The 26420-nt window shown below is 64.8% G+C and carries 26 protein-coding genes and 1 pseudogene; 15 read left to right on the top strand and 12 right to left on the bottom strand.

What is annotated here, in order from left to right:
• Window positions 1-4: 4 nt before the first annotated feature.
• From ACOYW5_RS11685 to ACOYW5_RS11710, 6 genes and pseudogenes are all read left to right on the top strand, one after another.
• Window positions 5-367, top strand: coding sequence for an ABC transporter substrate-binding protein (locus ACOYW5_RS11685; RefSeq protein WP_423069455.1), 363 nt, complete (start codon window positions 5-7; stop codon window positions 365-367).
• A pseudogene (locus tag ACOYW5_RS11690) lies at window positions 340-636 on the top strand (ABC transporter permease subunit); the annotation flags it as partial. The gene ACOYW5_RS11685 and the pseudogene ACOYW5_RS11690, both read left to right, overlap by 28 nt.
• A gap of 14 nt (window positions 637-650) precedes the next feature.
• Window positions 651-1727 carry an ABC transporter ATP-binding protein gene (locus ACOYW5_RS11695; RefSeq protein WP_423065064.1) on the top strand — a complete coding sequence of 359 codons (1077 nt, stop codon included), beginning with the start codon at window positions 651-653 and terminating at the stop codon, window positions 1725-1727.
• A gap of 16 nt (window positions 1728-1743) precedes the next feature.
• On the top strand, window positions 1744-2472 hold the full coding sequence (locus tag ACOYW5_RS11700) for a ThuA domain-containing protein (RefSeq protein ID WP_423065065.1): 729 nt from the start codon (window positions 1744-1746) through the stop codon (window positions 2470-2472).
• A gap of 311 nt (window positions 2473-2783) precedes the next feature.
• On the top strand, window positions 2784-3347 hold the full coding sequence (locus ACOYW5_RS11705) for a DUF2165 family protein (RefSeq protein WP_423065066.1): 564 nt from the start codon (window positions 2784-2786) through the stop codon (window positions 3345-3347).
• A gap of 42 nt (window positions 3348-3389) precedes the next feature.
• Window positions 3390-4556 carry an alpha/beta fold hydrolase gene (locus tag ACOYW5_RS11710; RefSeq protein ID WP_423065067.1) on the top strand — a complete coding sequence of 389 codons (1167 nt, stop codon included), beginning with the start codon at window positions 3390-3392 and terminating at the stop codon, window positions 4554-4556.
• Window positions 4557-4566: 10 nt separating this feature from the next.
• Here the strand turns inward: ACOYW5_RS11710 and cyoD are convergent, their stop codons facing one another.
• The 5 genes from cyoD to ACOYW5_RS11735 form a co-directional block, all read right to left on the bottom strand.
• Window positions 4567-4923 (bottom strand): cytochrome o ubiquinol oxidase subunit IV, encoded by a 357-nt coding sequence (cyoD, locus tag ACOYW5_RS11715; protein WP_423065068.1) that lies wholly within the window; start codon window positions 4921-4923, stop codon window positions 4567-4569.
• The gene (gene cyoC, locus ACOYW5_RS11720) at window positions 4920-5540 is read right to left on the bottom strand and encodes a cytochrome o ubiquinol oxidase subunit III (protein WP_423065069.1); all 621 of its coding nucleotides are present in this window, start codon (window positions 5538-5540) and stop codon (window positions 4920-4922) included. Before cyoC ends, cyoD begins: the two co-directional genes overlap by 4 nt.
• Window positions 5537-7537 (bottom strand): cbb3-type cytochrome c oxidase subunit I, encoded by a 2001-nt coding sequence (locus tag ACOYW5_RS11725; protein WP_423065070.1) that lies wholly within the window; start codon window positions 7535-7537, stop codon window positions 5537-5539. Before ACOYW5_RS11725 ends, cyoC begins: the two co-directional genes overlap by 4 nt.
• Window positions 7534-8376: a ubiquinol oxidase subunit II gene (gene cyoA / locus ACOYW5_RS11730; protein ID WP_423065071.1), complete on the bottom strand. Its 843-nt coding sequence runs from the start codon at window positions 8374-8376 to the stop codon at window positions 7534-7536. Before cyoA ends, ACOYW5_RS11725 begins: the two co-directional genes overlap by 4 nt.
• 124 nt (window positions 8377-8500) lie before the next feature.
• On the bottom strand, window positions 8501-9664 hold the full coding sequence (locus ACOYW5_RS11735; protein WP_423065072.1) for a calcium:proton antiporter: 1164 nt from the start codon (window positions 9662-9664) through the stop codon (window positions 8501-8503).
• Window positions 9665-9909: 245 nt separating this feature from the next.
• On the opposite strand from ACOYW5_RS11735, the gene ACOYW5_RS11740 reads away from it, so the two are divergent.
• The 8 genes from ACOYW5_RS11740 to ACOYW5_RS11775 are packed head-to-tail and all read left to right on the top strand — an operon-like array spanning window position 9910 to window position 17395.
• The gene (locus ACOYW5_RS11740; protein WP_423065073.1) at window positions 9910-11205 is read left to right on the top strand and encodes an ABC transporter substrate-binding protein; all 1296 of its coding nucleotides are present in this window, start codon (window positions 9910-9912) and stop codon (window positions 11203-11205) included.
• 27 nt (window positions 11206-11232) lie between these two features.
• Window positions 11233-12108 (top strand): carbohydrate ABC transporter permease, encoded by an 876-nt coding sequence (locus tag ACOYW5_RS11745; RefSeq protein ID WP_423065074.1) that lies wholly within the window; start codon window positions 11233-11235, stop codon window positions 12106-12108.
• Window positions 12101-12946 (top strand): carbohydrate ABC transporter permease, encoded by an 846-nt coding sequence (locus ACOYW5_RS11750; protein WP_423065075.1) that lies wholly within the window; start codon window positions 12101-12103, stop codon window positions 12944-12946. The genes ACOYW5_RS11745 and ACOYW5_RS11750 overlap by 8 nt, the downstream gene beginning before the upstream one ends.
• Window positions 12943-13869: a carbohydrate kinase family protein gene (locus ACOYW5_RS11755; RefSeq protein ID WP_423065076.1), complete on the top strand. Its 927-nt coding sequence runs from the start codon at window positions 12943-12945 to the stop codon at window positions 13867-13869. The genes ACOYW5_RS11750 and ACOYW5_RS11755 overlap by 4 nt, the downstream gene beginning before the upstream one ends.
• The gene (locus ACOYW5_RS11760) at window positions 13853-14980 is read left to right on the top strand and encodes an SIS domain-containing protein (protein ID WP_423065077.1); all 1128 of its coding nucleotides are present in this window, start codon (window positions 13853-13855) and stop codon (window positions 14978-14980) included. The genes ACOYW5_RS11755 and ACOYW5_RS11760 overlap by 17 nt, the downstream gene beginning before the upstream one ends.
• Window positions 14981-14990: 10 nt before the next feature.
• Complete coding sequence (locus ACOYW5_RS11765) at window positions 14991-15395, top strand: secondary thiamine-phosphate synthase enzyme YjbQ (protein ID WP_423065078.1); 405 nt, start codon at window positions 14991-14993, stop codon at window positions 15393-15395.
• Entirely contained in the window at window positions 15392-16306 is a 915-nt protein-coding gene (locus tag ACOYW5_RS11770) for a nucleoside phosphorylase (protein WP_423065079.1), read from the top strand. The genes ACOYW5_RS11765 and ACOYW5_RS11770 overlap by 4 nt, the downstream gene beginning before the upstream one ends.
• A 54-nt stretch (window positions 16307-16360) precedes the next feature.
• On the top strand, window positions 16361-17395 hold the full coding sequence (locus tag ACOYW5_RS11775; RefSeq protein ID WP_423065080.1) for a LacI family DNA-binding transcriptional regulator: 1035 nt from the start codon (window positions 16361-16363) through the stop codon (window positions 17393-17395).
• Between the two features lie 18 nt (window positions 17396-17413).
• Here ACOYW5_RS11775 and ACOYW5_RS11780 read toward each other — a convergent pair whose 3' ends face one another.
• Window positions 17414-18196 (bottom strand): GntR family transcriptional regulator, encoded by a 783-nt coding sequence (locus ACOYW5_RS11780; RefSeq protein WP_423065081.1) that lies wholly within the window; start codon window positions 18194-18196, stop codon window positions 17414-17416.
• Between the two features lie 197 nt (window positions 18197-18393).
• Here ACOYW5_RS11780 and ACOYW5_RS11785 point away from each other — a divergent pair, with 197 nt between their 5' ends.
• Window positions 18394-19131 (top strand): 5-formyltetrahydrofolate cyclo-ligase, encoded by a 738-nt coding sequence (locus ACOYW5_RS11785; RefSeq protein WP_423065082.1) that lies wholly within the window; start codon window positions 18394-18396, stop codon window positions 19129-19131.
• 69 nt (window positions 19132-19200) lie between these two features.
• Here the strand turns inward: ACOYW5_RS11785 and ACOYW5_RS11790 are convergent, their stop codons facing one another.
• From ACOYW5_RS11790 to ACOYW5_RS11815, 6 genes are all read right to left on the bottom strand, one after another.
• On the bottom strand, window positions 19201-19935 hold the full coding sequence (locus ACOYW5_RS11790) for a 5-formyltetrahydrofolate cyclo-ligase (RefSeq protein ID WP_423065083.1): 735 nt from the start codon (window positions 19933-19935) through the stop codon (window positions 19201-19203).
• Between the two features lie 79 nt (window positions 19936-20014).
• Window positions 20015-21346 carry an ABC transporter substrate-binding protein gene (locus ACOYW5_RS11795; protein WP_423065084.1) on the bottom strand — a complete coding sequence of 444 codons (1332 nt, stop codon included), beginning with the start codon at window positions 21344-21346 and terminating at the stop codon, window positions 20015-20017.
• Between the two features lie 42 nt (window positions 21347-21388).
• On the bottom strand, window positions 21389-22462 hold the full coding sequence (locus ACOYW5_RS11800; protein ID WP_423065085.1) for an ABC transporter ATP-binding protein: 1074 nt from the start codon (window positions 22460-22462) through the stop codon (window positions 21389-21391).
• Window positions 22463-22477: 15 nt separating this feature from the next.
• Window positions 22478-24619: an ADP-ribosylglycohydrolase family protein gene (locus ACOYW5_RS11805; RefSeq protein WP_423065086.1), complete on the bottom strand. Its 2142-nt coding sequence runs from the start codon at window positions 24617-24619 to the stop codon at window positions 22478-22480.
• Window positions 24616-25452 (bottom strand): carbohydrate ABC transporter permease, encoded by an 837-nt coding sequence (locus ACOYW5_RS11810; protein WP_423065087.1) that lies wholly within the window; start codon window positions 25450-25452, stop codon window positions 24616-24618. The genes ACOYW5_RS11805 and ACOYW5_RS11810 overlap by 4 nt, the downstream gene beginning before the upstream one ends.
• Window positions 25449-26258: a carbohydrate ABC transporter permease gene (locus tag ACOYW5_RS11815; protein WP_423065088.1), complete on the bottom strand. Its 810-nt coding sequence runs from the start codon at window positions 26256-26258 to the stop codon at window positions 25449-25451. Before ACOYW5_RS11815 ends, ACOYW5_RS11810 begins: the two co-directional genes overlap by 4 nt.
• Window positions 26259-26420 lie beyond the last annotated feature (162 nt).

Below are 26420 nucleotides of genomic sequence, written 5' to 3' on the forward strand. Positions count from 1 at the left end.
CCGCATGGCGATCTGGAGCGCCAACGAGGCGCATCTGGCGCTCTTCAACGAGATCGCCGCCGCCTACACGGCGACGCATCCCGATGTGAGCGTCACCTTCGACTCGCTGCCCTTCGACGGCTACACCACAACGCTCACCACGCAGATCGCCGGCGGCAATGCGCCCGATCTCGCCTGGATCCTCGAAACCACGGCAGGCGATTTCGTCAGGTCGGGCGCGCTGAGCCCGCTCAAGGCAACATTCGAGGGGGCGGCTGACTACAACCTGGCGGACGTAACCGAGAGCGCGCTGGCCCTGTGGTCGGCCGATGGCGAGATCTATGCCTATCCGTTCTCGACCTTGCGCAACGCATCCGCCGGGTGCTGATCCCGCTGGCGCTGCCGGGCCTCGCGGCGGCCGGGCTCTTCACCTTCATGTCGGCCTGGGGCGATTTCCTGCTGCCGTTGATCCTCTTGTCGTCGGCCGAACTCAACACCCTGCCGCTAGGGCTGTTCCGCGCCTTCCTCCGGGTCAACGAGATCGACTACGGGCTCCTGGCTGCGATCGCCGTTGTCTACCTCATCCCTGCGGTCATCGCCTTCAGCTTTGCCCGCCGGTTCCTCGTCCAGACCTTCTCCGGCGGCGTCAAAGGCTAGCGATGTCCACTCCCATGATCGAACTCAAAGGCGTGAACAAGCGCTACGGCCACATGCAGGTGATCCACGACGTGGACATCACCGTTGCCGATGGCGAGTTCACCGTGTTCGTCGGCCCCTCGGGCTGCGGCAAGTCCACGCTGCTGCGCATGATTGCCGGGCTCGAGACCATCGACGGCGGCGACCTGATCCTCAACGGCAAGCGCATCAACGACGTGCCGCCCGACCAGCGCGGCATCGCCATGGTGTTCCAGTCCTACGCGCTCTACCCGCATATGACGGTGGCGCAGAATATCGGCTTCTCGCTCGACCTGAAGAAGGTGCCCAAGGCCGAGATCAGCCGCGAGGTCGGCCGGGTGGCGGAGCTGCTGCAGCTCTCCGAACTGCTCGACCGCCGGCCGGCGGCGCTGTCGGGCGGGCAGCGGCAGCGCGTCGCCATCGGCCGCGCCATCATCAAGCGGCCCCGGGTGATCCTGTTCGACGAGCCACTGTCGAACCTCGACGCGGCGCTACGTGTGCAGATGCGGGCCGAGCTGCAGAAGCTCCATCAGGAGCTGAAGCCCACCATCGTCTACGTGACGCATGACCAGGTGGAAGCCATGACCATGGCCTCGCGCATCGTGGTGCTGAACCAGGGCCGGGTCGAGCAGTGGGATACGCCGATCGCCCTCTACGGCAGCCCGATGAATACGTTCGTCGCCGGGTTCATCGGTTCGCCGAAGATGAACCTGCTCTCGGGGACCATCGGCGGCGATGGCGGGGCGTCGACCTTTGTCGCCGATGCCGGCTGGTCGGTGCCGCTGCCGGGCCGGTCGCTTGCGGGCAAGATCGGCGAGCGCGTGACGCTCGGCCTCCGGCCCGAGGAAATCCGGCCCGTCGATGCCGGCAGCAAGGCCGACTTTGCCGCGACCGTCGCCATTGTCGAGCGGCTGGGCGCCGAGACCTACCTCAATGTGCAGAGCGGCGAGGCGACGCTGCTGGTGCGTGTGCAGGGCGACCTCGCCATGAGCCCGGGCGAGCCGGTGCAGCTCGCCATGAACCACCACGCCTTCCACCTGTTCGACCAATCCGGCCGCGTCATCGCGGCGTGAGTATTTGGAGCTTGAAGTGACTATTCGCCTGACCATCTGGAACGAAGGCCGCCACGAAAAGAACGACCCGCCGGTCGCGAGGATTTATCCCGACGGCATGGATGGGGCGCTGGCTGCCGGCCTCAAGGACCGCGACTTCACGATCGAGCGCCGCTCGATCGACGATCCGGAACAGGGGCTGGCCCAGGAACTGCTCGACCGCACGGACGTCCTGACCTTGTGGGGCCATGTCGCCCATGACGAGGTCAAGGACGAGTATATCGACCGCGTGCAGCAGCGCGTGCTGGCCGGCATGGGCCTTGTCGTGCTGCATTCGGGCCATCATTCGAAGATGTTCCGCCGCATGGTCGGGACCAATGCCAACCTGAGCTGGCGCGAGCTGCCCGAGGGCGATCTGGAACGCGTCTGGACCATTCTTCCCAACCATCCGATCGCGGAGGGCGTGCCGCCCTTCTTCGAGATTCCGGCCTCGGAGATGTACGGCGAGCCCTTCGATATTCCGGCGCCCGACGAGATCATCTTCCTCTCGTGGTACAAGGGTGGCGAAGTGTTCCGCTCGGGCCTGACATTTTATCGTGGCCTCGGCCGCATCTTCTATTTCTCGCCCGGCCACGAGACCTTCCCGATCTATCACAACCCCATGGTCCAGCATGTGATCGGCAACGGCATCGAATGGGCAATGCAGCCGCACAAGCCCTCGCGCAAGCTCGACAACTGGCACCGCAAGGAGCCGATCCACCGCTAACCCGCCTCCCCCGCCCGCCGCCGCGCTTATACAGTCAAGGGCGGCGACGTGACCGGCAATGGCAAGTTCAGCCGGGATGCGAGCGGCAGGATCATCGGCGTCGACCTGGCGAGCACTTTCGTGCGGTAATGGTGTTGCCTCGCCGGTCGATTCGATGATTTGCGCCGGCCGGGTTTTATCGGCAAAGTGAGCCGCACCGACTACCCGAGCGTCAAGGGTGAGCAGTCTTCCAAGATCACCGCGAACCGCGTCAGTTGATTTGCATCGGGCCGACCGCGGGGCCGGCCCCTCGTCAAACAAGGGGACTGGACATGACCACGACTGATGTGACGGCGAAGGGCGCCCCGGCGTCCCTGGTGAACACCCGCAACGTGACCCGGCTGTCGCTGATCGTCTTTGCGCTGTTCCCGACGCTCTGGGGCTTTCTCGGCCTGCTCAATGACGCGACGGATTTCAACGATACCGTCGTCAACGCGGTCAAGCCCATGATCGAGATGACCAATACCTACGGCAACCCGCTGCAGCAGGCGCGCGCCATTACTCTGCCGTGGGCGGCGCCCGTCGGGCTCCTCGGCATCATGACGGTGGAGACCCTGGCTGGCATCTGCGGCCTCATCGGGCTGGTGGTGATGGTGCTGAACCTCTTCGGCAGCACGGCCAAGTTCGACAAGGGCAAGGCCTGGATGATGCTGGGGTGCCTGTTTGCGGTGCTGATCTGGGGCGTCGGCTTCATGGTCATCGCCGGCGACTACTTCCTGTCGTGGGAAGCCAAGACCATGCCCCTCTCCAACCAACTGGGCGGTATGATCTATTTCCTGCCCAACGCGCTGGGACTATTGTTCGCCGCGCTCCATCGGGAGGACAGCGCGAGCTGACGAGGGCGCCGCCGACGAAGCGGCCGACAAGAGGGAACGACCATGCTGCGTAGTTTGGCTGTGCTGATGGCAAGCGGACTGATCCTTGCCGCATCGTGCTTTGGCGCCGCTTCGCAGACGGCGTTTTACACCGCCGACCCGGCTGCGATTGCGAACGGCAAGCCGGGCTCGCTGATCCGGAACGAGAAGATCGACGTCTCCCCTTACGGCGGCAGCAAGTATCGCGTGCTCTACCGCTCAGTTGGCGTCAAGGGCGAGCCTATTGCGGTTTCCGGCATGATCTTTGTCCCCGGCGGTGACGAGCCGGCCGGCGGCTGGCCGATCGTCGCCTGGGCACATCCGACCAGCGGCCTCGTGCCCAAATGCGCCCCCTCGGTCGCCGGCTTCGGCACCGATCAGGTGCAGGGCCTCGAAGCCTTGATGCAGGAGGGCTATGTCGTCACCGCCACCGACTATCCCGGCCTCGGTACGCCCGGGCCGCAGCCATTCCTCGTGGGCGAGAGCGAGGGCCGTGCGGTGCTGGATTCGATCCGGGCCGCGCGCGAGTTGATGGGTGGCACCTCAGCCTATGCCGCGGTGTGGGGCCACTCGCAGGGCGGGCAGGCCGTGCTCTTCGCCGGCAAGCTCGCCCCCGACTACGCGCCCGATGTAAAGTTGCTCGGTGTCGGCGCAGCGGCCCCAGCCACCATTCTCGCGCAGCTGCTCCGCGACGACCTCAACACCGGGGGTGGCAAGAACCTGCTCGCCATGACGCTCTACTCCTGGAACGAGGTGTTCGACGCACCGATCACGCAAGTGGTCGAGCCGAAGGCCATGCCGGTGGTGGACGCGCTGGCGCAGGTCTGCCTCGAGACCATCGAGGATCTGCCGGCGCGCTACATCGATGGCGAGGAACTGATGCAGGGCTTCCTGTCCGTCGACGACATCACCGCGCTCGAACCATGGAAGGGCCTGATGGACACCAATACCATCGGCCCACTGCACAAGGGGATGCCGGTACTGCTGCTTCAGGGCGACAAGGACCAGACGGTGCCGGAGTCGGTTACCGCCAGCTACTTCGCCGAGAGCTGCAAGGCCGGCTCCAACGTATCGATGCAGGTGATGCCCGGCGTCGATCACATGACGGCCGCCAAGGAAGGTGCGCCACATTTCATCCAGTGGCTGGGCGACCTGGTCGCCGGCACGCCGGCCGCCAGCAACTGCCGCTGACGAGCCCGCCTCAGCCCATCATGCGGGCATCGAGGCTGGCCATGATCCAGAGACTGCCGCCCACCATCAGCAGCACCAGCAGCCCAGTAAACAGGATCAGCTGCAGGTCCTCGCGCTTCTGCCGCGACAGGTCGATGTGAAGGAAGAAGCGGAACTGCACCACGATCTGGACCAGCGCCAGCGCCCCGATTGCGGCAAGCAGCGCGCCGCCAGTCAGCAGCTTGAAGGCCGCGAGTCCGAAGGCCGCCGCTGTCAGCACCACGGCAAGCCCGAGACCCCAGAGATACCTGCCGCGTTCGCGCCGGGCGTCAGTCCCCGGCTGCGGCACTCCCTGCGCCGCCTGATCGCCTTCCCATGCCCCGCTCATGCTGCCACCGCGGGAAGATAGACGACTGTAAAGATCACGATCCACACCAGGTCGAGGAAGTGCCAGAAGAGGCCGAGCCTCAGCAGCCGCGAACGCACGTGTCGGGTCGGTCCGAACACAGCGAGCTGCACCAGCATCACGAGTAGCCACACGCAACCGACGAGCACATGCAGCCCGTGCGTCGACAGCAGCACGAAGAAGCTCGAGAGGAACCCGCTGGTCTGAGCCGTGGCGCCCTTGGCGATGAGGCCGAGGAACTCCCGCAGCTCGAGCCCGATGAAGCCCAATCCGAGCGCCAGCGTTACCACCAGCCAGAGCACGATCGACCTGCCGCGCCCTTCCTTGAGCGCTACCGCAGCCATGCCGAAGGTGAAGCTCGAGACCAGCAGAACCATCGTTTCGATGAAGGCATTGGTGATGTCGAACAGCTCCGGGCCCGTCGGTCCTCCAGCCGTGCGGTTGACCATCGTGGCGTAGGTGGCGAACAGCAGCGCGAAGATGATCGCGTCGCTCATCAGGAAGGTCCAGAAGCCGAAGACGCTGATCTCGGTGTGCCGGGCGTCCTCGGGACTGGCGTGGGCGAGGTTGATGCCCGGGTGCTGCAAGAGGTCGGTCATGTCGCGGCCCCCGTGCGCGCAAGCACAGCCTGTTTCCAGCGGCCCTCGATCTCGGCGACCTCAGCCGCTGGGATGACGCGGGTTGTGTTGGTGGCAAAGCTTCGGGCGATAATGGTGCCGATAACGGCGACGAGCCCGAGCGTTGCGAGCCACCAGATGTGCCAGACCACCGCAAAGCCCAGGATGAAGGCCGAGGCGCCGAGCGCCAACCCGGTCACACTGTTGCGCGGCACCTCGATGTCCTCGTAGCGGTCGGGCCAGACATAGGGCGTGCCTCTGTCCTTCATCTCGCGAAACGCATCGAGCGACGCGATCACCGGCTGCACGGCAAAGTTGTATTCGGGCGGCGGCGACGAGGCCGACCACTCCAGCGTCTGCGCATCCCACGGGTCGCCGGCGAAGTTCTCGGTCAGCTTGCGATTGCGGATCGACACCACAAGCTGCACGATCTGGCAGCCGATGCCGCAGAGCACCGAAAGCGCCCCGATCGCCGCGACGATGAAATAGATCTGCCACTCCGGCTGGTCGTAGTAGGTCATGCGCCGCACCGCGCCCATGAAGCCGAGCACGTAGAGCGGCATGAAGGCGAGGTAGAACCCCACCACCCAGAACCAGAACGCCCGCCGGCCCCACTTCTCATCGAGCTGGAACCCGGTCGCCTTGGGGAACCAGAAAGCATAGCCGGCAAACAGCCCGAACAGCATGCCGGGGATCAGCATGTTGTGGAAATGCGCGATCAGGAACAGCGTGTTGTGGAACACGTAATCGAGCGGCGGGATCGACAGGATCACGCCGGTCATGCCGCCGATGACGAAGGTCAGGATGAAGGCGATCGACCACAGCATCGGCGTCTCGAACCGGATGCGGCCGCGGAACATGGTGAGGATCCAGTCGTAGACCTTCACCCCGGTCGGCACCGCAATCACCATCGTCATGATGCCGAAGAACGCATTGACGTTGGCGTCAGCGCCCATGGTGAAGAAGTGGTGGACCCACACCGTGAAGCTCAGCACGGCGATGCACATGGTGGCATAGACCAGCACCGTGTAGCCGAAGAGCCGCTTCTGCGCGAAGGCCGGGATCACGGTCGAGAAGATGCCGAAGGCCGGCAGGATCAGGATGTAGACCTCGGGGTGGCCGAAGATCCAGAACAGGTTGGCGTAGTTCATGACGTTGCCGCCACCGTTATTGGTGAAGAAGTGCATCCCCAAATAGCGGTCGAGGCCGAGCAGGCCGCCGGCAACGGTGAGGCCCGGTATGGCGAAGACGACGAGCAGGCTGGCGCAGAGGGCTGTCCAGCAAAACAGCGGCATCTGCATCAGCTTCATGCCCGGCGCCCGCATCTTGTAGATGGTGACAATGAAGTTGACGCCGCTCAGCGTGGTGCCAGTGCCCGCGATCAGCAGCGCAACGATCCAGTAATCGACACCGACCGTCGGGCTGAAGCTGAGCTCGGTATAGGGCGGGTAGCCGGTCCAGCCGCCGGTCGAGAACACCCCGATCACCAGCGAGGCCATTACCAGTGCTGCACCTGAAGCGGTGAGCCACAGGCTGATCGCATTGAGCAGGGGGAACGCCACGTCGCGCGCGCCGATCTGCAGCGGCACGACGTAGTTCATCAGTCCGAACAGGAACGGCATGCCCATGAAGAACACCATGATGGTGCCGTGCGAGGAAAAGATCTGCTGGAAGTGATCGGGTGTCAGATAGCCCGGCGCATCCATGGCGATGGCCTGCTGCGCGCGCATCATCAACGCATCAACGAAGCCGCGCAGCAGCATCACCATCGCGAGCATGACGTACATCATGCCGATCCGCTTGTGATCGGTGGAGGTCAGCCACTCGCGCCAGAGGTAACCCCAGGCGTTCAGCTTCGCGACGATGGCGAGGACGGCCAGCCCGCCGACGACGATGACACCCGCGCCGCCGGCGGCGATCGGGCTGTAGAACGGCAATGCGTCGAGGGTCAGGTTACCGAACAGGAAGCTCCAGTTCATTGCGCGTGCTCCGCATGCGTCATGGCTTCCTCTGCCGGCGCGCTGCCCGCCGCCGTGTGCGGCATCGAGCCGTGCGAAGAAATGATGGTCTGGAAGAGGTTCGGCGCGACACTCGAATAGAGCCTCACCGGACCGGCGATCGTCGGCGCCGCGAGCGCCTCGAAGCCCGGCTGGTCGAGCGCAATGGCGCCCGCCCGCGCCTTGGCGAGAAAAGTGTCGTAACCCGTGACATCGACGGCCTCGGCGGAGAAACTCTGCGCCGAAAAACCATCGCCGCTGAACATGGTGTTGCGACCGTGATAGGTGCCAGCTCGATCCGCGAGGAGGTTGAGCCGGGTCTGCATCCCCGCCATCGCGTAGATCTGCCCGCCCAGCGCCGGGATCGACAGCGAGTTCATCACCGTGTCGGACGTGATCTCCAGCGTGAGCGGCCGCCCCACGGGGAAGACGAGCCGGTTGACCGAGGCGACGTTGTCCTCGGGATAGATGAACAACCACTGCCAATCGAGCGCCACCGCCTGCACCACGAGGGGCGGCTGGGTGCTGGCAAGCGGCTTGTAGGGATCAAGCTCATGCGTCCGGGCCCAGACGACGAACCACAGCATGACGACGATCAGCACCGGCATGAACCAGATGGCAATCTCGATGACACGCGAGCCGGCCCAATCGGGCGCGTACTTCGCCGCGGTGTTGCTGGCCCGATAGCGCCAGAGGATCAGCCCGGTGAAAACGAATACCGGCACGATGACGACCAGCATCAGCCCGATGGCATCGAAGAACAGATCTCTGGTCACGGCCGAAACAGGTCCGGCAGGATCGAGCATCGTGTCGTTGAACATCGCCACCCCCGTCGGAGGGAATCTGACCGGCCTATTGTGCCGATAGTGCCCGGTTATGGCGTCGGCGCCATCACTACTTCAGGTGATTGCATCCCTTTATTCACTGCCGCAGCCGTTGGTTCAGCTAGGGAACCGCAATCAGCAACAGGTAGGCGACGAACACGACGAGATGGACGAGGCCGGTCAGCACGGTGGTGCGGCCCTGGCTGAAGCTGACGATGCTGATGCCCAGCGAGAGCAGCAGGAGCACGGTGTCGCCGGCGCCGAGCCCCAGCGTGAGCTGGTGTCCGGTAATGAGGCTCACCGCGGCGACGACGGGCACGGTCAGCCCGATGGTGGCGCAGGCCGAGCCCAGCGCGATATTGAGGCTGCGCTGCAGCTCGTTGCGCATCGCCGCGCGGAGAGCGGCAACCGTCTCCGGCATCAACACCAGTGTGGCGATGAAGGCGCCGACGATCGCGTCGACCTGGCCGATATGCAGGGCTTCGAGCCCGCCTTCGAGCCCCGCCGCGATGTGCTCGGCAAGCATCACGATGCCGATGAGGCCCAGCGCGAGCATTGCGAGGCTTAGCGGCAGGCCATGCAGTGGTGGGACATGCGGCGGTGGGGTATGAGGCTCCTCGACGGCCGGCGTCACATCGTCGAGGAAGTCCTCGCGCTGCCGCGTCATCTGCGCATAGACGAAGCTGCCATAGAGCAGCACGGAGAGCATGCTGACGAAGGCAAGCTGGACAGCGGAGAAGCTGCCCGGTGCAGCGGTGAGCGTGAAATTGGGCAGCACCAGCGTCAGCACCGAGAGGGCGATCACCACCGCGAGCAAGGCGCCGGTGCCGAGCCGCTTGTACTCCTGCTGGCGATGGAGCAACCCGCCGAGCACCAGGCAGAAGCCGACGACACCAGAAGTGACGATCATCACTGTCGAGAACACCGACTCCCGCGCGATCGTCGGGTTCGCATCGCCGTGCAGCGTCACCGAGACGATTACCGACGCTTCGATCGCGGTCACCGCCATGGTCAGCACCAGCGTGCCATAGGGCTCGCCGATCCGCTGCGCGATCGCCTCGGCATGGCCAAGGGCGACAAATACAGTCCAGACCACCAGCCCAATGATGCCCATGGAGAGCGCGACCTCGACCATGGCCGGCATACGGTCAAGATCGGCACGGAGGAGCAGCAGGGTGGCACCAAGAAAGAAGGCGCTGATCGGCACCAGCATGGGCGGTGTCAGCAGGCCGGCCGCGCCGCCCGGTCGCGCGAGTTGACCCGACTCATGCTGCCCGTCGCTCATGATGTCAGGTCCCGAGAATCGCCTGTGTGGGGGCGAGCACCGGTTCGATCACGGCCTTCATCACGGCACCCCTCCGTCGTTGGACGTGCGTTGGCAGCAGATGCCTGGATCTTAGCACTTCGCGAATGTCGGCGTCGTGCAGAACCGTTTGCGACTGGCTCTTGCACCGTCCCATCAAACATGCAAGATGAGGTCTATTACTCTAGACCTCTTAAGAAACCGTCGTCTGCATCAGGGGAACCGTCATGCCCAAATCACTCGCAGCCCTGCTGGGCGCAACAGCCATCACCGCCATGCTCGCCGCCATGCCCGCACAAGCCGAAACGCTGGTTATCTTCGGGCCCAGCACCTGGGACACGCTGGCGCCGGGCGCATCCGAAGAGGTGAACGATGAGGTGCTGGCCAAGCTCAAAGCCGGCTTCATCGCCCAGCATCCTGAAGTCACCGACGTCACGATCAATTCGGGCGGCACGATCACCGATGGGCTGAGCCGGTTGCGCAATGCGGTGCTCGCCGGCGACCAGATCGATGTGATCCTCTGCGCCGCCAATCCGGTGAACACATCCTATGCACGCCTGAACCTCATCTTGCCGGTCGACGACATCGTCGCCTCGATGGGTGATCGCTTCATCGATGGCGCGGTGTCGAACTTCACGGTGGGCGGCAAGGTCTGGGGCGTGCCGATGTCGGCCGTCAACGTCACCACCTTCTTCTACAACAAGGCGCTGTTCGAGAAGGCCGGCATCACGGCGCCTGCCACCTACGAAGAGTTCGTTGCGGCCGCGCCGAAGCTCACTGCGCTCGGCGTGATCCCGGTGGTGCACCAGGGCAAGAACGCCTGGATGTGGCCGCTCTACTACATGAGCTCGCTGTCGCAGACGACCGGCAACAAGCAACTGGAACTGGTCGAGGCGACGCTCAAGGGCGAGGCCAAATTCACCGATGCGCCCAGTGTCGAGGCGCTGAAGCTCGCCTATGGCTGGGTGAAGGATGGGCTGCTCGATCCGCAGTCGAACGAGCTCGACGAGGAGGCGATGAAGTCGGTGTTCCTCTCCGGCCGCGCCGCAGCCTACTTCGGCGGATCGTGGGACGTCCCGGGTCTCACCACTAACGCCACCTTCGACTGGGGCGTGTTCAAGTTCCCCAAATACGAGAGCCAGCCGGGCACTCCGGTCGCCTATGGCGGGGCCGAGACGGGGCTATGCGTCTCGAGCTCATCCAAGAACCCGGACCTCGCCAGGGCGTTCATCTCCTACGCTTCGGAGGACGCTCAGGCCAAGGTGATGCTCGAGCCGATCTCGCCGATCGCGACGTCGAACAAGGGTGTGCCGGGTGTCGATACGCCGATCGCCAAGGATCTCGCGACCTACCTGCCAACTTCCAAGTTCCTCGATTGGGTCTGGCCGCGCGAGCTGACCGAGACGATCCAGCGCGAGATCCAGACCATGATGGGCGGCGCCGAGACGCCGGAGCAGGCCGCTGCCAACATGCAGGCCAAACTGGATGAGATGGTAGCCGCCGGCTACGTCTACGGCCAGTAAGTCACAGGGCAGCGCGAGAGCTACGGAATGACGTTGAAGCACCTTCCGCCGCTCGCGCTGCTCGTTCCCGGCATGACCCTGCTGACGGTGTTCATGCTGGTGCCGGCGGCCTATGGCCTCTACCTGAGCGTCCATCAGTTCGACGGCCTCAACATCGGCAACTTCGTCGGCCTCGCCAACTATACCGCCGTGCTCACCGATGCCTCATTCCTTGCCTCGCTCGGGCAGACCGCGGTGTTCGCTATCATCGTGGTGGTGGGGAAGAATGTCTCGGGCCTCGCGCTGGCGGCGCTGGTCAACCTGCCGCTCAGGGGCATGCGGACAGCGCGTACGATGCTGTTCCTGCCGGTGACACTGAACATCATCGTCATCGGGGCCTTCTGGCAGTTCTTCCTGTCCTCGGCGCGCTTCGGCGGATTGCTGAACCAGTTGCTGATCAATGTCGGGCTGGGCGAGCTGCAGACCTCGTTCCTCTCGACGCCGGGCGTGGCGCTGGTCAGCGTGGCGCTGATCGAAGTGTGGCGCTGGGCCGGCCTCCACATGCTGATCTTTCTCGCCGGCATGCAGGCCATCGACCCGTCGCTCTATGAAGCGGCCAGGCTCGATGGCGCCAATGCCTGGCAGCGCTTCCGCAACATCACCCTGCCCGCGCTGCGCCCGATTATTTTCGTTTCGACCCTCTTGGCGCTGATGGGGGCGTTCGTGCGCAGTTTTGACATCGTATGGGTACTGACCCGCGCCGGCTTCGGCACCGATGTCGTGGTCACCCGGCTCTACAACGAAGCCTTCCAGTTCGGCCGCTTCGATCGCGCCGCCGCCATGGGTTACGTGATCTTCGTCATCATCGCGGTGATCAGCTTCGTCTATGTCCGCGCCGCCAATTTCGGACGCGCCAATGACTAGGCCGCGCTCAGCATTCCACCTCAATCCCGTCGGCACGTCGCTCGCCTATTTCGGTCTTGGCCTCGCGGTGCTCCAGGCTATGGGGCCGGTGCTGTGGCTGCTGGTCGGCTCGCTCAAGGCCCGGCCGGAATTCTACGCCGATCCGTGGGGGCCGCCGAAGGCCTGGCTGATCCAGAACTACGCCGATGCCTTCGTTACAGCGCGCATCGGCGACTATGTGCTCAACAGCGCCATCGTCGTCGGGCTCGGGCTGGCGATCCTGCTGGTCTGCGCCGCGACCACTGCCTACGCGCTGGCCCGCTTCGCGTTTCCCGGTCGCGACCTGGTGCTCGCCGTCATCCTCATGACCATGATGGTGCCGCCGGACATCCTCACAGTGCCGCTGTTCCTGACGCTGCGCTCGCTCGGCCTGCTCGGCTCCTATCTCGGGCTGGCCTTAATCTATGCGGTCGGCGGCTTCGGCATGTCGGTGTTCCTGCTGCGCGGGTATTTCATGGGCGTGCCGGCCGAACTCGAAGAGGCCGCGCGGCTCGATGGCGCGGGTACGCTGCATGTGCTCTGGCACGTCATCCTGCCGATGAGCCTGCCGGGGTTCCTGAGCGTCGTCATCATCCAGGCCATCGGCATGTGGAACGACCTCTACCTCGCCTTCGTGTTCATCCGCGATCCAGACATGGCCACCGTGCCGCTGGGGCTGCTGAACTTCTTCCGCCGCGACTCCATCAACTGGCCGCTGCTGCTCGCGGCTCTCACGATCCTGACGATTCCCGTGCTCATCATCTATGCCATGGCGCAGCGCCGCTTCGTCGAAGGCTTTACCAGCGGAGCAGTGAAGTGACGGCGCCGGTGCTTATCCTCTCCAACATCATCATCGACGATTTATGGTTCGCCGATGGGACCAATCTGCCCAACACGCTGGGCGGGGCGGCAACCTACGCAGCGATGGCGGCGCGACTCTGGTGGGACGAGGTGGCGATCGTCACCGGCGTCGGCACCGATCTCGAGGAGGTCACCAAGGGCAAGCTCACCGCCTACGGCCTCCGCGACGACGGATACCTGCGGCGCAGCCCGCACACCATCCAGTCGAAACTGGTCTATCGGGCCGACGGCAGCCGCACGGAGACGCCGGCCTATGGGCCGGAGCATTTCGCCACGCTGCAGGTGCTGCCCGAAGACATTCCGGCATCGCTTCGGCCGGCAGCAGGGACATATGTCTTCCGCGACCTCGACATGCCGTATTGGCAGAGCCTCAAGCGTGTTCGCGCCGACCTCGGCACCATGCTCTGGGAAATCCAGGACGATCGCATCGCCGACCGCTGGGCCGAAGTCGCCGAGCTCATGCCGCTGGTCGACATCTTCTCGTGCAATCTCAGCGAGGCCCGCTCGCTGTTCGGCGATATCGATCCTGCGCTGATGTGCGACGCGATCCTCGCCGCCGGCGCGAAAGCCGTGGTCCTCCGCATGGGTGGCGACGGCGCGATGATTGCCACACCCCACCAGCGCTTCTGCGTCACCCCGCCGTCGACCGAGGTGGTCGATGTGACCGGAGGCGGCAACGCGTTCTGCGGCGGCTTCCTTGCCGGTTGGCTGTTGCGATCGGGCGATCCGGAGTTTGCGGCGCGCTGCGCCGCGGCCGGTGCCGCCCATGCTCTCGGCCAGTTCGGCCCGGCCAATCCGGTCGGGCACCGGCAGTCCCGCCTCTGGGCCGAGGCGACCGGCATCACTCCCATCTTCGAAGGTTTCAATGAGCCAGTACGCTGACTTCATCACGCAGATCGACAGCCTGCCCGAACTGGTGAAAACCGAGGCCCGCCAGATCGACGATCGCATGCGCCTGTTGCTGAAGACCCCGGAAATCTATGGCATCCGCCAGGTCATCCTGCTGGGTTCGGGCGACTCCTACTTCGCCGCGCAGGCCGTCGCCCCGGCGATCCGCGCCTGGACCGGGCTGCCGGTCAGCGCCATGCTGGCGATGGAAGCGGCGCGCTATGTCGATGCCGGTGTGCCACCGCTTGCCGGCCGCAATCGCGGTTTGCTGGTGGTCTCGATCAGCAGTTCGGGCGAGGCCGCGCGGGTCGTCGAGGCGACGCAGCGCCTGCGCAAACTCGGCGCGCTGACGCTTGGGGTGACGGCGAGCCCGGACAGCCGCCTCGGCAAGAGCGCCGAGCGTATCCTCGGCATCACCATCCCGAGTTCAACCAACGCGCCGGGTACGCGCAGCTATGTCGCCTCGATGCTCGCCGGCTACTCGATCGGCCTGCGCCTCGCCGAAGTGCTGATGACCATGACCATGGACGTGGCCAATGCTCTCCGCACTGAGATCACCGGGCTCAGCGACAAGCTCGCCGAGGCAAACAAGATCTCTGCCGGTCCAATTCTCGAACTGGCGGACCTGTGGCAGCAGTTCCGCTCGGCTGATATACTCGGCAGCGGCCCTGCTCTCGCCAGCGCGGGCTATGGCGCAGCCAAGCTCGTCGAGGCCGCCGGCGTCCACGCCACAGCGCAGGACGCCGAGGAGTTCCACCATCTCAATTACTTTGTGGCAGCGCCCGACCAGACCCCGGTCGTTGCCTTCGCGGCAGGCAGCGCCCGCGCGGCGAGCCGTACGCTCGAACTGGTCGGGACGCTCGAGGGCCTCGGTCGGCCGGCGCTGATCATTACCGATGCCGCCGAACTGCCAGCCTATGGCACACAGTTGCGCCTGCCCGAAGTCCGCGAGTGGTTTGCGCCGCTCGTCCACACGGTGCCGGCGGCACATCTTGCCGCCGCCTGGGCCGAAAAGATCGGCATCACCCACTATCGCGGCCATACCGGCCCATGGCGCCACGCACAGGGCGCCGGCCTCGTGCGCAACAGCGCACTTGAAGTCTGAGGAAAGCCAATTGCTCCAATCCTTCCCACTCTCCACCGACCGCAACGGCCTTTTCGACATTACCGAGGCCGTGGTCGAGGCCATTGGCAAGTCCGGCATCACAGACGGGCTGGTGCTCGTCTCGGTCCCACATTCGACGGCCAGCGTCACCGTGGTCTCGCCGTGGGACGTGCTCGGCCTCGAGGATGTGCATGACGAGATTGTGCGCATCGTGCCGACGCGCATCGACTTCAAGCATCAGTACGACACGCCCCAGGACGCCGCCGGCCATGTGAAGGCGGCCATCGTCGGACACTCGCGCACCTTCTTCATCGAGAAGGGCAAGATCGGGCTCGGACATTCGCAGAAGATCTACTTCTGGGAGTTCGACGGCCCACGCAAACGCACCGTTGAAGTGAAGGTAGTAGGCCAATGAGCAAGGAACTTCCCGCCGTCAATCGCGAGCTGTGGGACAGCTACAAGTACAAGGACAACGTGCCGCTCGAAGGCCTCGCCATCGACGGCAGGCCGGCGCTGACCGGCATCGATCCGAGCAAGGTCGGCGACTACGTGCTGGTGTTCGTGCGCGACCCGCTCTGCGCATATGATGAGGACGACCCGGCGACGCAGCTGTCAAAGCGGCTCGAAAACCCTGTTCTGGCTGGCCGCACCGGCATGTTCACCACCTGGACCGGCACCTACAAGGGCGCGCGCGTGAGCGCCATCAGCGGCGGCTCGGGGTCGCCGGAAGCCGAGCTGTGCATGGTGGAGCTTCTCGAGCACACCGATGCCAGCACCTTTCTGCGCGTCGGCGGTTCGGGCGGCACGAACGAGAAAGTCCGCCCCGGCGACCTGGTGATCGCCAAGGGCATCGTGCGCGACGACGGACTCAGCGCCTGCTACGTCAGCAGCGGGTGGCCGGCAGTATGCGACCCTGACGTGGTGCTCGCCCTCTCCGAAGCCGCACACAAGCTCGGCGCGCGCTATCACATTGGGCTCACCCGTTCGGTCGATTCCGACTTCATCCAGGGCGGCCGTCCATCGGTGCGCGGCTACCTCCGCCCGCACCAGACTCAGGCGGTCGACGACTGCCGCCGCATGGGCATCCTCAACGGCGACCGCGAGGCCTCCGGAATCGTCACGCTGGCGACGCTGTTCGGCAAACGCGGCGGATCAGTCTGCTCGGTGGCGGACAATATCGCGACGGGCGAGAAGTTCGTTGCCGGTGCGGGGCATGCCGCCGCGATCGACGTGGCGCTCGAAGGGGTCGCAATCCTTGCCGGCATGGACCGCGCCAAGGCCCGCCACGGGTCTGAGCACTGGCTGCCGCATATGGGCACCGAATAGCGCGAGCGCGAGGGGTGTGCCATATCGGTGCACCCTTCGATTTCAGCCGCGACCATGGCCCTTCCGAGCAAGACATACATCCTCACCGTTGAGGAGCGGGACCAACTCTCCAACGATGTCGGGCTTTCGCCCGTTACGCTGGCGCGCTTCCTCGCGGGTCAATTGGAGCTGCCGGACGCCTCGGCACGGCGCATCGAGGCGAGCATCCTCGACCTGGGGCTTGGAACGACCGTCAGCCCGGTGAGGACGGTGGCGCTGATGGTGCCGGACCTCACTGCCTCGTACTTCGCGCATATGGCCCAATGCGTCGAACGCGAGGCGCTGGACCTCGGCTGGGATCTGCTCATCGCGATGACCGGCAACGATGTCGGGCGCGAACTGCGCCTGCTCGATGCGTTCCCCTCCGGCAACGTGGCAGGCGTGCTGCTGTTCACCAATAACGGCGCGAACGACAGGCTGCTGCAGGCGCTGGCGCGCCGCGACGACATCGTGGCGCTGGCCGAGGCGGTGCCTGAGGGCCACGCCCATCGGGTCGTGAACGACTTGCAGAATGTCGGCCGGCTGGCGGGCGAGCATCTGGTGTCGCTTGGGCATCGCCAGATCGCCTTCATTGGTGGTCCGCCGCTTGTGGCCAGCACGCGGCAGATCAGCACGGCGTTCTCCCGTGAGATCTACCCAAGCCTCGCGGCGCGCGGCGATTATCAGGAACTGCTCGGCGCGCACAGCGAAGAGCATGGCTTCAGCGCCATGACGCGGCTCGCCGCCCGCAGCCGTCGTCCCACGGCGATCCTCGCCGGCAGCAGCGTCATCGCGCAGGGGATCATCCGGGCGTGCCGCCAGCTCGAACTCGACCTGCCGGGTGATGTCTCGCTCGTGGCGTTCGACGGCACCGGTCCGCTGGACCTGCTCAGACCCTCGGTGACCTCGATTACGGTGCGCATGGAGGATGTCGCCAGGCGCGGCCTGACGCTGCTGCGGCGACGCAGCGGCAATCGCACTCGCCCGTTGACCGACAAGGTCGAGGTGACGCTCGAGATCCGCGAGTCGACAGCGCCACCGCGGGTGCGGCGCCGGCGGGCCCGGCTCTGACCTACGGGTGCCGGCGCTTCAGCCTTTCGCCTTGGCCACCGGCCGACGCGACCGCTTCGAGGCGAAATGAAACCGGACATTGCCGGCCCAGAGCGAGAAGCAGCGCTCCACCGGCACGTCCTTGCTGTCGAAAGTGGTGCCGCTCACCCGGATTAGGGTGTCGCCCTCCTCCACATGCAGCAGCCGGGCCTCGTCGGCAGATGCCTTCACCAGCTCGAAGTGCTCCTCGGTCGAGGCGGGCGTGATGCCGTAATTGGTGGTCAGCGTCTTCCACAACGAACCGTCGATTAGCTCGGCCCGGTCGAGGTTGGGGAATTTCGCGGTCGGCAGCCAGGACGTGTTGATCAGCACCGGCCGGGTGTCGGCCAGGCGCACACGGCGGATGACGGTCGCCGTCTCGGTCTCGTCGAGCCCGAGCGCGGCGCGGATCAGCGGCGTGGGGGTGGCGATGGTCTGTACGTCGATGACGGTGCGCGGCTCCTGACCCTGCCGCCGGATCTGCTCGGCGATGCTGATCATCGAACTGAGATCGACGGTCACCGGTACGTCCGGCGGCGTCGCGATAGTGCCGACGCCGTGGAGGCGGCGGATGAGCCCCCCGGTCTCGAGCCCCTCGAGCGAGCGCCGCACGGTCATGCGGCTCACCCCATAAATGGCGGCGAGCTCAGTTTCGCGCGGGAGCCGAGCCTCGGCCGGAATCTCGCCGGACAGGATCTGCCGCCGCAGATCCTGCTCGACCTGCATGAAAGCCGGTACCGGCGACTCGTGGTTGACGAAGTTGCCAATCGTCAAACTGGCCAATTGTGGTCTTGCCAATGCCTGCCCCTTATCCTGCGGTGAAAGACCCCTGCGAAATCCAGCCTGTCAAGCCCTTCAGATTCTGCTTGTGGCAAGAGGTACTATATATTAGACCTCATTGAACACAATGCACGTAATCACCGGCTGATGAGCGACAGGCACTTCAGCCGTCGGGCTCAGTCGGCGATATGGAGATCGGGATGGACCACAAGGCTTCGGTGCGCGAGCGGGTATGGAACGACCTCAGGAAGGTCGCGGTCCCCGATAGCCGCTTCCACTTCGATTTTGGCGAGTTCATCGCCGATTTCGAAGGCAGCGCCGACGCCGTCGCGAGACTCACCCGCCACCGGTACTACCGGGACGCCGATATCATCTTCATCGCGCCGGACAATTGCATCGAACAGTTGCGGCTGCAGGCGCTCAGGGACGGCAAGCGGGTCCTGATGACAACCTATTCGATCAAGCGCGGCTTCTGGCTGCTGGATCCAAAGGAGATCGCGGCGGAGGACTACGAAAAGGCGGCGATGCTGGACGGCATGGAGCGGCTTGCCCGCCCCGTCTCGCTCGAACAGATCGCGGCTCTGGGCAGGGTCGACTACCTCGTCACGGGTACTGGCGCGATCAACCACGAGGGTGTCCGTTTCGGCAAAGGTCACGGCTTCTTCGATGCCGAATGGGGCATCCTGTACACGCTTGGCTGCATCAGCGAGGAAACGCCGGCTGCAGCCGTAGTGCATGATTGCCAGTTGCTCGACGAGAAGCTCTATCCCGACACGTTCGACACCGTGGTCGATGTGGTCTTCACGCCCACCCGCACGATCGAAGTCAGCGATCCGCAAAAGCCGACCTGCGGCATCCTATGGGACCGGCTCGAACCGCACATGCTCGACACCATTCCGCCCCTGCAGGACCTGAAGCGCTCCGGGCGTACCGTCTGACGTCTCTTCCCTGACGTCCGAGAGGGTCGTGGTCTCCTGCCACGGCCCTCTCTTTCTTGGTCACCGGCCTTACGCGCAGCGGACTGCATCGACAACCGCTGCCGGCGGCGTGGCTCCGAACAGCAGCGCCAGCGTGTCGACTCGAAGTACTGCGGGACGCGCCGCCTGTGGCATCGCTATCGTTCGGTCGGGGGTGAACGTCATGTCGACCGGTACCTCATCCAGGCCTCCGGCATTCGTCGCCTCGATGACCTGAGCTTCGTGCACGACCGTCCATACCGGCGTTGCGTCGGACACGAGCCCCGCCGCTGCGAAGATGTTCCACTCGACATCGAAGTAGCGATGACCCATGCCGAAGCGGAGGCCGCTCGTTGTCACGGCGGCCGCGCCGACAAGGCACAAGTCGATCCGACCGATGCCGGGGAGCTCTGGGATCGGCACGAACGTGCCGAAATGCTCGCCGCCGTCGCCCCAACTGGCATAGAGCGCGAGGGCCGGATCGAAACGCGCCGGATCGAGCTTGAGAAAGCCGCGCTTCAGCCCGTAGGTCGGAATGAGGACAGTCTTGCCGGCGGCCAGCGCCAGGTGCCGCAGTTCCTGCATCGAGTTGTCAGGTGTGATGAACAGCCTTTTCGCGCGGATGAACGGGGACTGACCAGCTGCTGAACGGCTGGCGGTGTCCACGCCCGTGAAGGCCGGGATGAAGCTGTCGAGATCCATGTCGAAGCGTGAGTCTGGCAACGCGACCTGCATCATGCGCGCGCGGATATCCTGCCAGGCAGTACCGAGGTCGACTGTGGTCATTGCCATCTCCAGCGTCCCTAAACGGGATCGCCCCTGATCATCCGACCAGGGGCGACCGTGCATTCACTTCAGGCCGGCGCTACTGGACGAAGCGGTTGGCCGGGATGTCCTGGACGAGGCCGCGGCTCAGCTCCTTGTCGAAAGCCTTGGCGGCTTCCTCGACGACCTTTTCGGGCGTCTCCTTGCTCAGCCACATGGACTCAACGTCCTTGATGAACACGTCGGTGGTGGCGGGAGGGAAGAAGGCCTGGACCTTGTAGCCAAAGTTGCCAGCTGCGACGGCGTCCGCAACTTCCTTGGCGGAGTCGTAAAATGCCTTCACCACTCCCGTGGCTTCGGGGTCGGACGGGAAGTCCTTGAGCGGCACGGCCCAGTAGCCCGGCCAGACCTTGGCCATGCTGACCACAAATTCGGGGGACATCATGATGTCCAGCACCTGGGCGGCGGCGTCCTTGTGCTTGGAGGCGGCATTGATCGAGTAGGTGAAGGCGCTGCCGATCGAATAGACCGGATATTCCACCGAGCCACTCATCTGCGGGAAGGCGGTCCAGCCGATATCGTCCGCCTTGTCGCCGGTGAAGTGGTTGATGGCCCACTGATAGGCGAAGTCGGGGGCGAAGAAGAACGGCGTCTTGCCTTCCGACAGGAGCTTAAGCGAGGTGTCGAAGTCGAGCGAGAAGTAGTCGGAACCGCCGAGGAACCCGGCCTTGTACCAGCGGTCGAGATTGCTCATGGCCTCGACCACCTCAGGCGAGTTCATCGGCATCTCGCCCTTGAGGATCTTGTAGAGCTTCTCGGGGCCGACATACTGGTTGAGGAAGATCGAGGAGTAGTTCTCGTTCACCGGCTGCCAGCCCTTGTTGCCGGTAGCCGAGGCGTACATGCCGAGCTTTTGGGCTTCGAGCATGATCTTTTCCAGCTCTTCGCCGGTCTTGGGCACGGTCCAGCCGTTCGCCTCGAGCACGGCCTTGTTATAGAACATGCCGTCCGCGAGGATGGATGGCGGCAGGCAGTAGAGGTGGCCGCCGGTGGTGCAGGAATTGAGCGCCGGCGCCACGAGGCGGTCCGTCCAGCCGTATTTTTCGGCATAGGCGTCGAGGGGCTCGAGCTTGTTGGCCTTGGCCATCGGCGTCACCCAGGACGGACCCGAGGTATAGACCAGGTCAGGACCCTGGTTGGCCATCACCGAGACGCGCACGTCATTGTCGACCGAGTTGCGGAACTCGATTTCGAGCTCGTAGTCGCTCTGCATGGCCTCGAAAGGCTCCTTGAGCGACTTCTTGAGCACGTCCTGATAGGCCGGGGATGCACCCCAGAACCACATCGTGACCTTGTCTTTGGCGAGGGTGGTGCCGGACTGCATGGCAGCGAGGCTGATTGCAGCCAGGAAGGCTGCGGTTCTCATCAACATTCAACTCTCCTTTGGCATGACGATAGGCAGCCCTGTCGACGATCAGACGCGATCGCCGGCAGGGGAGAAGGTGTGGGCACTGCTGGGATCGATCGCGATCTGGATGGTTTGGCCCGCCGCCAACGCCCCATCCTTGCTCTCGATGCACAGTTGCTGGCCCCCGACGTTGGCGTAGAGGTAGTTCACGTTGCCGAGCCGCTCGGCGACGAGGAGTTCCGCGGCGATGCCGGGTGAGTTCGAAAGGCGGATGCCGTCGGGGCGGATGCCGACGCGCAGCCTGTCCCCCGGCCGGGCGGCCGAGCGGGACGCGGCGATCGGGAAGACGAGGCCGCCCATCGAGGTCGCGCGTAACGACAGCTGGCTGGCATCCCGCGCTTCGACCACCGCATCGATGAAGTTCATTTTCGGCGAGCCGATGAAGCCGGCGACGAACTCGTTGCGGGGGCTGTGATAGAGCTCGAGCGGCGTGCCGACCTGCTCGATGACGCCGCCACGCAAGACGACGATGCGGTCGGCCAGCGTCATCGCCTCGACCTGGTCGTGGGTGACGTAGATCATGGTCGCCGCCAGGTTGCGGTGGAGCTTGGCGAGTTCGAGCCGCATCTGCACGCGCAGCTCGGCATCGAGGTTCGACAGCGGTTCGTCGAAGAGGAAAATGCCCGGCTTCTTGACGATGGCGCGACCGATGGCGACGCGCTGGCGCTGGCCGCCGGAGAGCTGCCTGGGCTTGCGCTCGAAGAGCGGCTCGAGCTGGAGCAGCTTCGCCGCCTCTCGCGCCTTGGCCATGCGTTCGGCCTTGGGCATTCCGGCAATCTTGAGCGGGAACGCGATGTTCTCGCCAACGCTCATATGCGGGTAGAGCGCGTAGCTCTGAAACACCATAGCGACGTGGCGCTCGACCGGCGGCAGCTGGGTCACGTCCTTGCCGCCGACCACGACCTGTCCGGCGCTCACCGCCTCGAGGCCGGCGATGAGACGCAGCAGCGTGGACTTGCCGCAACCCGAGGGTCCGACGAAGACGACGAACTCACCCGCCGCGATCTCCAGGTTGGCGGACTTGATGACTTCGGTATTGCCGAAGGACTTCTGGACATCCTGGAGATCGAGGCTGAGCATCGGCAGGTCCTCGGGCTAGAGCGCGTGGACGGCGAAGCCGCGGGCTGGCACGGTGCCTTCGTCGATGTAGAAGCCAGCGCCGCCCGAGACGTAGGAGCTGTCCTTCGCCGTGACCCGGGCGCGGTCGCCAACGCTGAACTCGAGGCTGTCGCCGGAGACGGCGAGGCGGAAGTCCAGCGTGTCGTGCTCGGCGTAGTTCACCGGCACCTCGGCCAGCACGTCGACCGCATCGTCGCGACGGCGCACGATCTGCGCCTTGCCGTCCGTGACGCGGCCGGCGTAGTAGCGCCGGTGCCCGCGAGCGCGCGCCACGAGGCCTGCGCCCTTGTGCAGGTCGAGCGTCAACCGCGAGGTGACTGCGTAGTCGACCCAGTCGCGTGAACCGGTGGTGGCGATGCCGTTGGTGGTCGGGTGCGACAGGCAGAAGGTCGAGGCAACGTCGGGCGCGAAGTTCTTCGCCGAGCTCACGAACGACTTCAGCCAGTAGGACGACGTGTCGAAGGGTGTGATGCGCGGGCTGAGATCGTAGACCGACCCCATGACGAAGGCCTTGGGCGCGCCCTTCCAGTCCATCTCGAGCAGGCCGAGCTTGCCGCTGATGCGGGCGTCGGAGGTAAGCTCGATGCCGACGCGATGGATCGGCAGCCCGCCGACGTCCGGCACCTGCCATTCGATCGTGCTGACGCCGGGCCTCAGGTGCATGACCTCGCCGACGCTATGCTCGAGCTTGCCGTCGCCATTGTAGAAGATGACGTAGAAGCGGACGTTGGGGATGGCGTCGCCGAAGGTCTTGAACTTGGCGCGGAGTGTCTGGGTGCCGTAGATCGACGGGCTGGCGAGCACCTCGAAATAGCTGGTCTCGCTCAGGGCGCGTGGCTTGGGATCGATGAAGGTGGGCACCGAGAGGGAGCCGGTCACGCCCGTCGCAAGGTTGGCGAACTCGATGGCAAGGCCGTTCTCGTCGGAGTCCTCGTTGAGGTTGCCGAGGCGAGTGACGGTCTGGTTGCCGATATGCAGCGGGCAGGTCTCGAAGCCCTGCACCGAGCCGGGGTATTCGAAGGAGAAGCGCGCCTTGGGCTCGTCGTAGGTCTCGCCATTAAGCTTGGTAGCGACGCGCAGCACGCGGCGTGTCTCCTGCACCGCGTCCGACAGGCACTCGCCGCCATCGGCGCCGACGACATAGAGGCGGTCGGCGACGGGGCCGCGAAGGTCGGGGCCGACATTGAAGGCGTCGATTCCCAGCCGGATGCCGTTGAGGCAGGCGAGATTGCCGGCGTTGCAGTCGGTGTCCCAGCCGGAGGAGACAGCGATCTTCAGCCCTTCCTGCACGTTGTCGCCGCCCATGATGAACGAGGCGAGCAGCAGCAGGTGGTTCGGCATCATCGGGCACGGCCCGGCATAGTGGCCGTACGAGTGGTTGCGCTCGAGCCAGTCGCGCACGTCGCGCCAGTGATTGGCCTTGGCGCACTGCTCGCGCAGGTCGTTGATCGAACGGATCAGGTGCGGATGCTGAGTCATCGAAAGCCCGAGATCCAGCAGCTTGTTGATGTCGCGCTCGACGAAGGCCTGCGCCTCCATCGCCGCCAGCAGCGCAGCGGCTTCCACGGCGATGCCGTCATGGCTGACATAGGAGGCCTCGCGCGCCATCGCGGCCGCACGCTCCGGGTTGGCCGGATTGATCAGCGCCCAGGTGTCGATGAAGATTTCCGAGCCAATGGCCTCGGCCATGGCGACGCTGTTGAGCTTGGCCGAGCCGCTCATCGGCGCCTTGATGCCGTTCTTCAAGCGCAGGTAGGCGGTGTGCTCGGTCGAGCGGCCGAGGCCACCCCACCACAGAACGGTCTTGTCCTCGACGATGTAGTTCAGCCAGGTATCGCCGATGGTCGCCGCCTTGATGTCGGCGGGCGAGCCGTTGTCCTCCATGGCGCGGTAGAACAGGAAGGTGCCCGACAGATCGTCGTCCGGCACGATCAGCGGCCAGTTCACCTTGTCGTTCACGTAGTAGTTGATCTCGCCGAAGGTCTTCTGGATCGCCTCATAGCTCCAGCCCTCGACGGCGCGCCCTAGATAGACGCCGATCAGCTTGCCGACGACGCCGGCATACATCTGGTCGGCGTACTGCATGACGCTGCCGTCGATCTTAGAAAACTCGCTCATCCCTTAACTGCTCCACTGGTGACGCCCTCGATGAAGAGGCGCTGCATTGCGAGGAAGAAGATGACGACGGGGACCACGAGGATCGCGGCACCGGCCATCAGGATTCCCCGATCGGTCAAAATGACGTTGTTCATCGACAGGAAGCTCAGCATCATCGTCTGGTTGTCGCTGCCCTGCTGGAAGGTCGATGTAATGAGGTAGTCGTTCCAGGCGTTGAGCCCGACGATGATGGCCACCGTGATCAGGCCCGGGCGCATCAGCGGAACGATGACGAAAATGAAGGTCTGCCACTTGCGGGCGCCGTCCATGTAGGCGGCATCGTCAAGCTCACGCGGCACGTTGAGCACGTAGGTCCGGAGCAACAGGATCGAGAGCGGCAGGTTGACTGCGGCGAGGATGAAAGCGGTCGCCAGCGGGTTCCCGACGAGGCCCACCTGGGCATAGGCGAAGAACAGCGGGAACAGGAACAGCTGGATCGGCACCGTCACCGCGCCGAGGAAGTAGAGCGTGATCAGCCTCGCGAAGCGGATCTTCTGGCGGGCCAGCGGATAGGCGGCGAGCGAGGCACAGACGAGGGTGATGACAACGGTGGCGCCGGAGATGATCAGCGAGTTGATGAGGCCGGTGGTGAAGTTGCCGGCCGTCCAGGCGGTGATGAAGTTGCCAAGATCAAACGAAGCGGGCAGCGCCAGCGGGTTGTCGAGAATGGCGAGGTGCGGCTTCAGCGAATTGATCGCCATCAGGGTGAGCGGGAAGGCCACCATGAGGATGGCTATCCAGAGGAATGCCGTGCCCGCGAAATGGGCGGCGGAGCGCTTGCCGGCGACGCTCATTTGAGGCTCTCCCGGCTCAGCCACACGTAAACGAACGAGGCGATGAGGCCGAAGACGCTCATGGCGATGGCGACGGCAGCCGCCTTGCCGACCTCGAAGGTGCGGAAGGCGAAGGAGTAGGCCAGCGTCGACAGCATTTCGGTCGAGTTGGCCGGGCCGCCGCCGGTCATCAGGTAGACGAAGTCGAAATTGAGGAAGGAGTAGATGGTGACGATCACGAACATCAGCGCGAAGGTCGGCAGGATGTGCGGGAAGGTGACGTTGACGAAGATCTGCCAGCCGTTGGCGCCCTCGAGATAGGCGGCCTCGAGCTGCTCCTCGGGGGTCTGCCGCATGGCGGCGGCGAAGATCACCGCGAGGTAGCCCCAGAAGCTCCAGATGTTGACGGCGGCGACGGTGTAGAGCGCGCTGTCGACATTGCCGAGCGGGTAGCTGGTGGGGAACCAGTTGCGATTAACAAAGCCGAGAACACCCGAGTTCACGTCGAGCACCATGTTCATCCAGATGCCGGTGTTGGCGACCGGCGAGAGGACGAAAGGGATGAGCAGGATGATCTGGTAGATGGCGCTGCTCTTCTTGCGATTGAGCAGGATCGAGGCGGCGATCAGCGCCAGAGCCATCGGGATGGTCAGGAAGATCGCCATCCAGCGCAGGTTGTTGAAGACGGTCTGCCAGAACAGCGTATCGCCCAGCAGATCCTCGAAATTCTCGAGGCCCACCCAGTAGGGTTCGGAAACGCCGTCCCACTCGGTGAGCGAGGCGAGGACGGTGAGGACCGCGGGCACCACCACGACCAGCGCGGACACGAGGAGCGCCGGGAGCACGAAGAGAGCGTAGCTCCCTTCGAGGTTCCCCTGGGCAACTGCTCCCTGCTGTGGGTTTCGACCAGACACGTGGACCGCCCTCGCTCCAGACCGAGCCTGCGCTCCAGCGCGCTCGTGCTAGAGGTATAGACTACTAGTCCTCTT

The organism is Devosia sp. CN2-171, from assembly GCF_049354815.1.
Classification (GTDB): Bacteria; Pseudomonadota; Alphaproteobacteria; order Rhizobiales; family Devosiaceae; genus Devosia_A.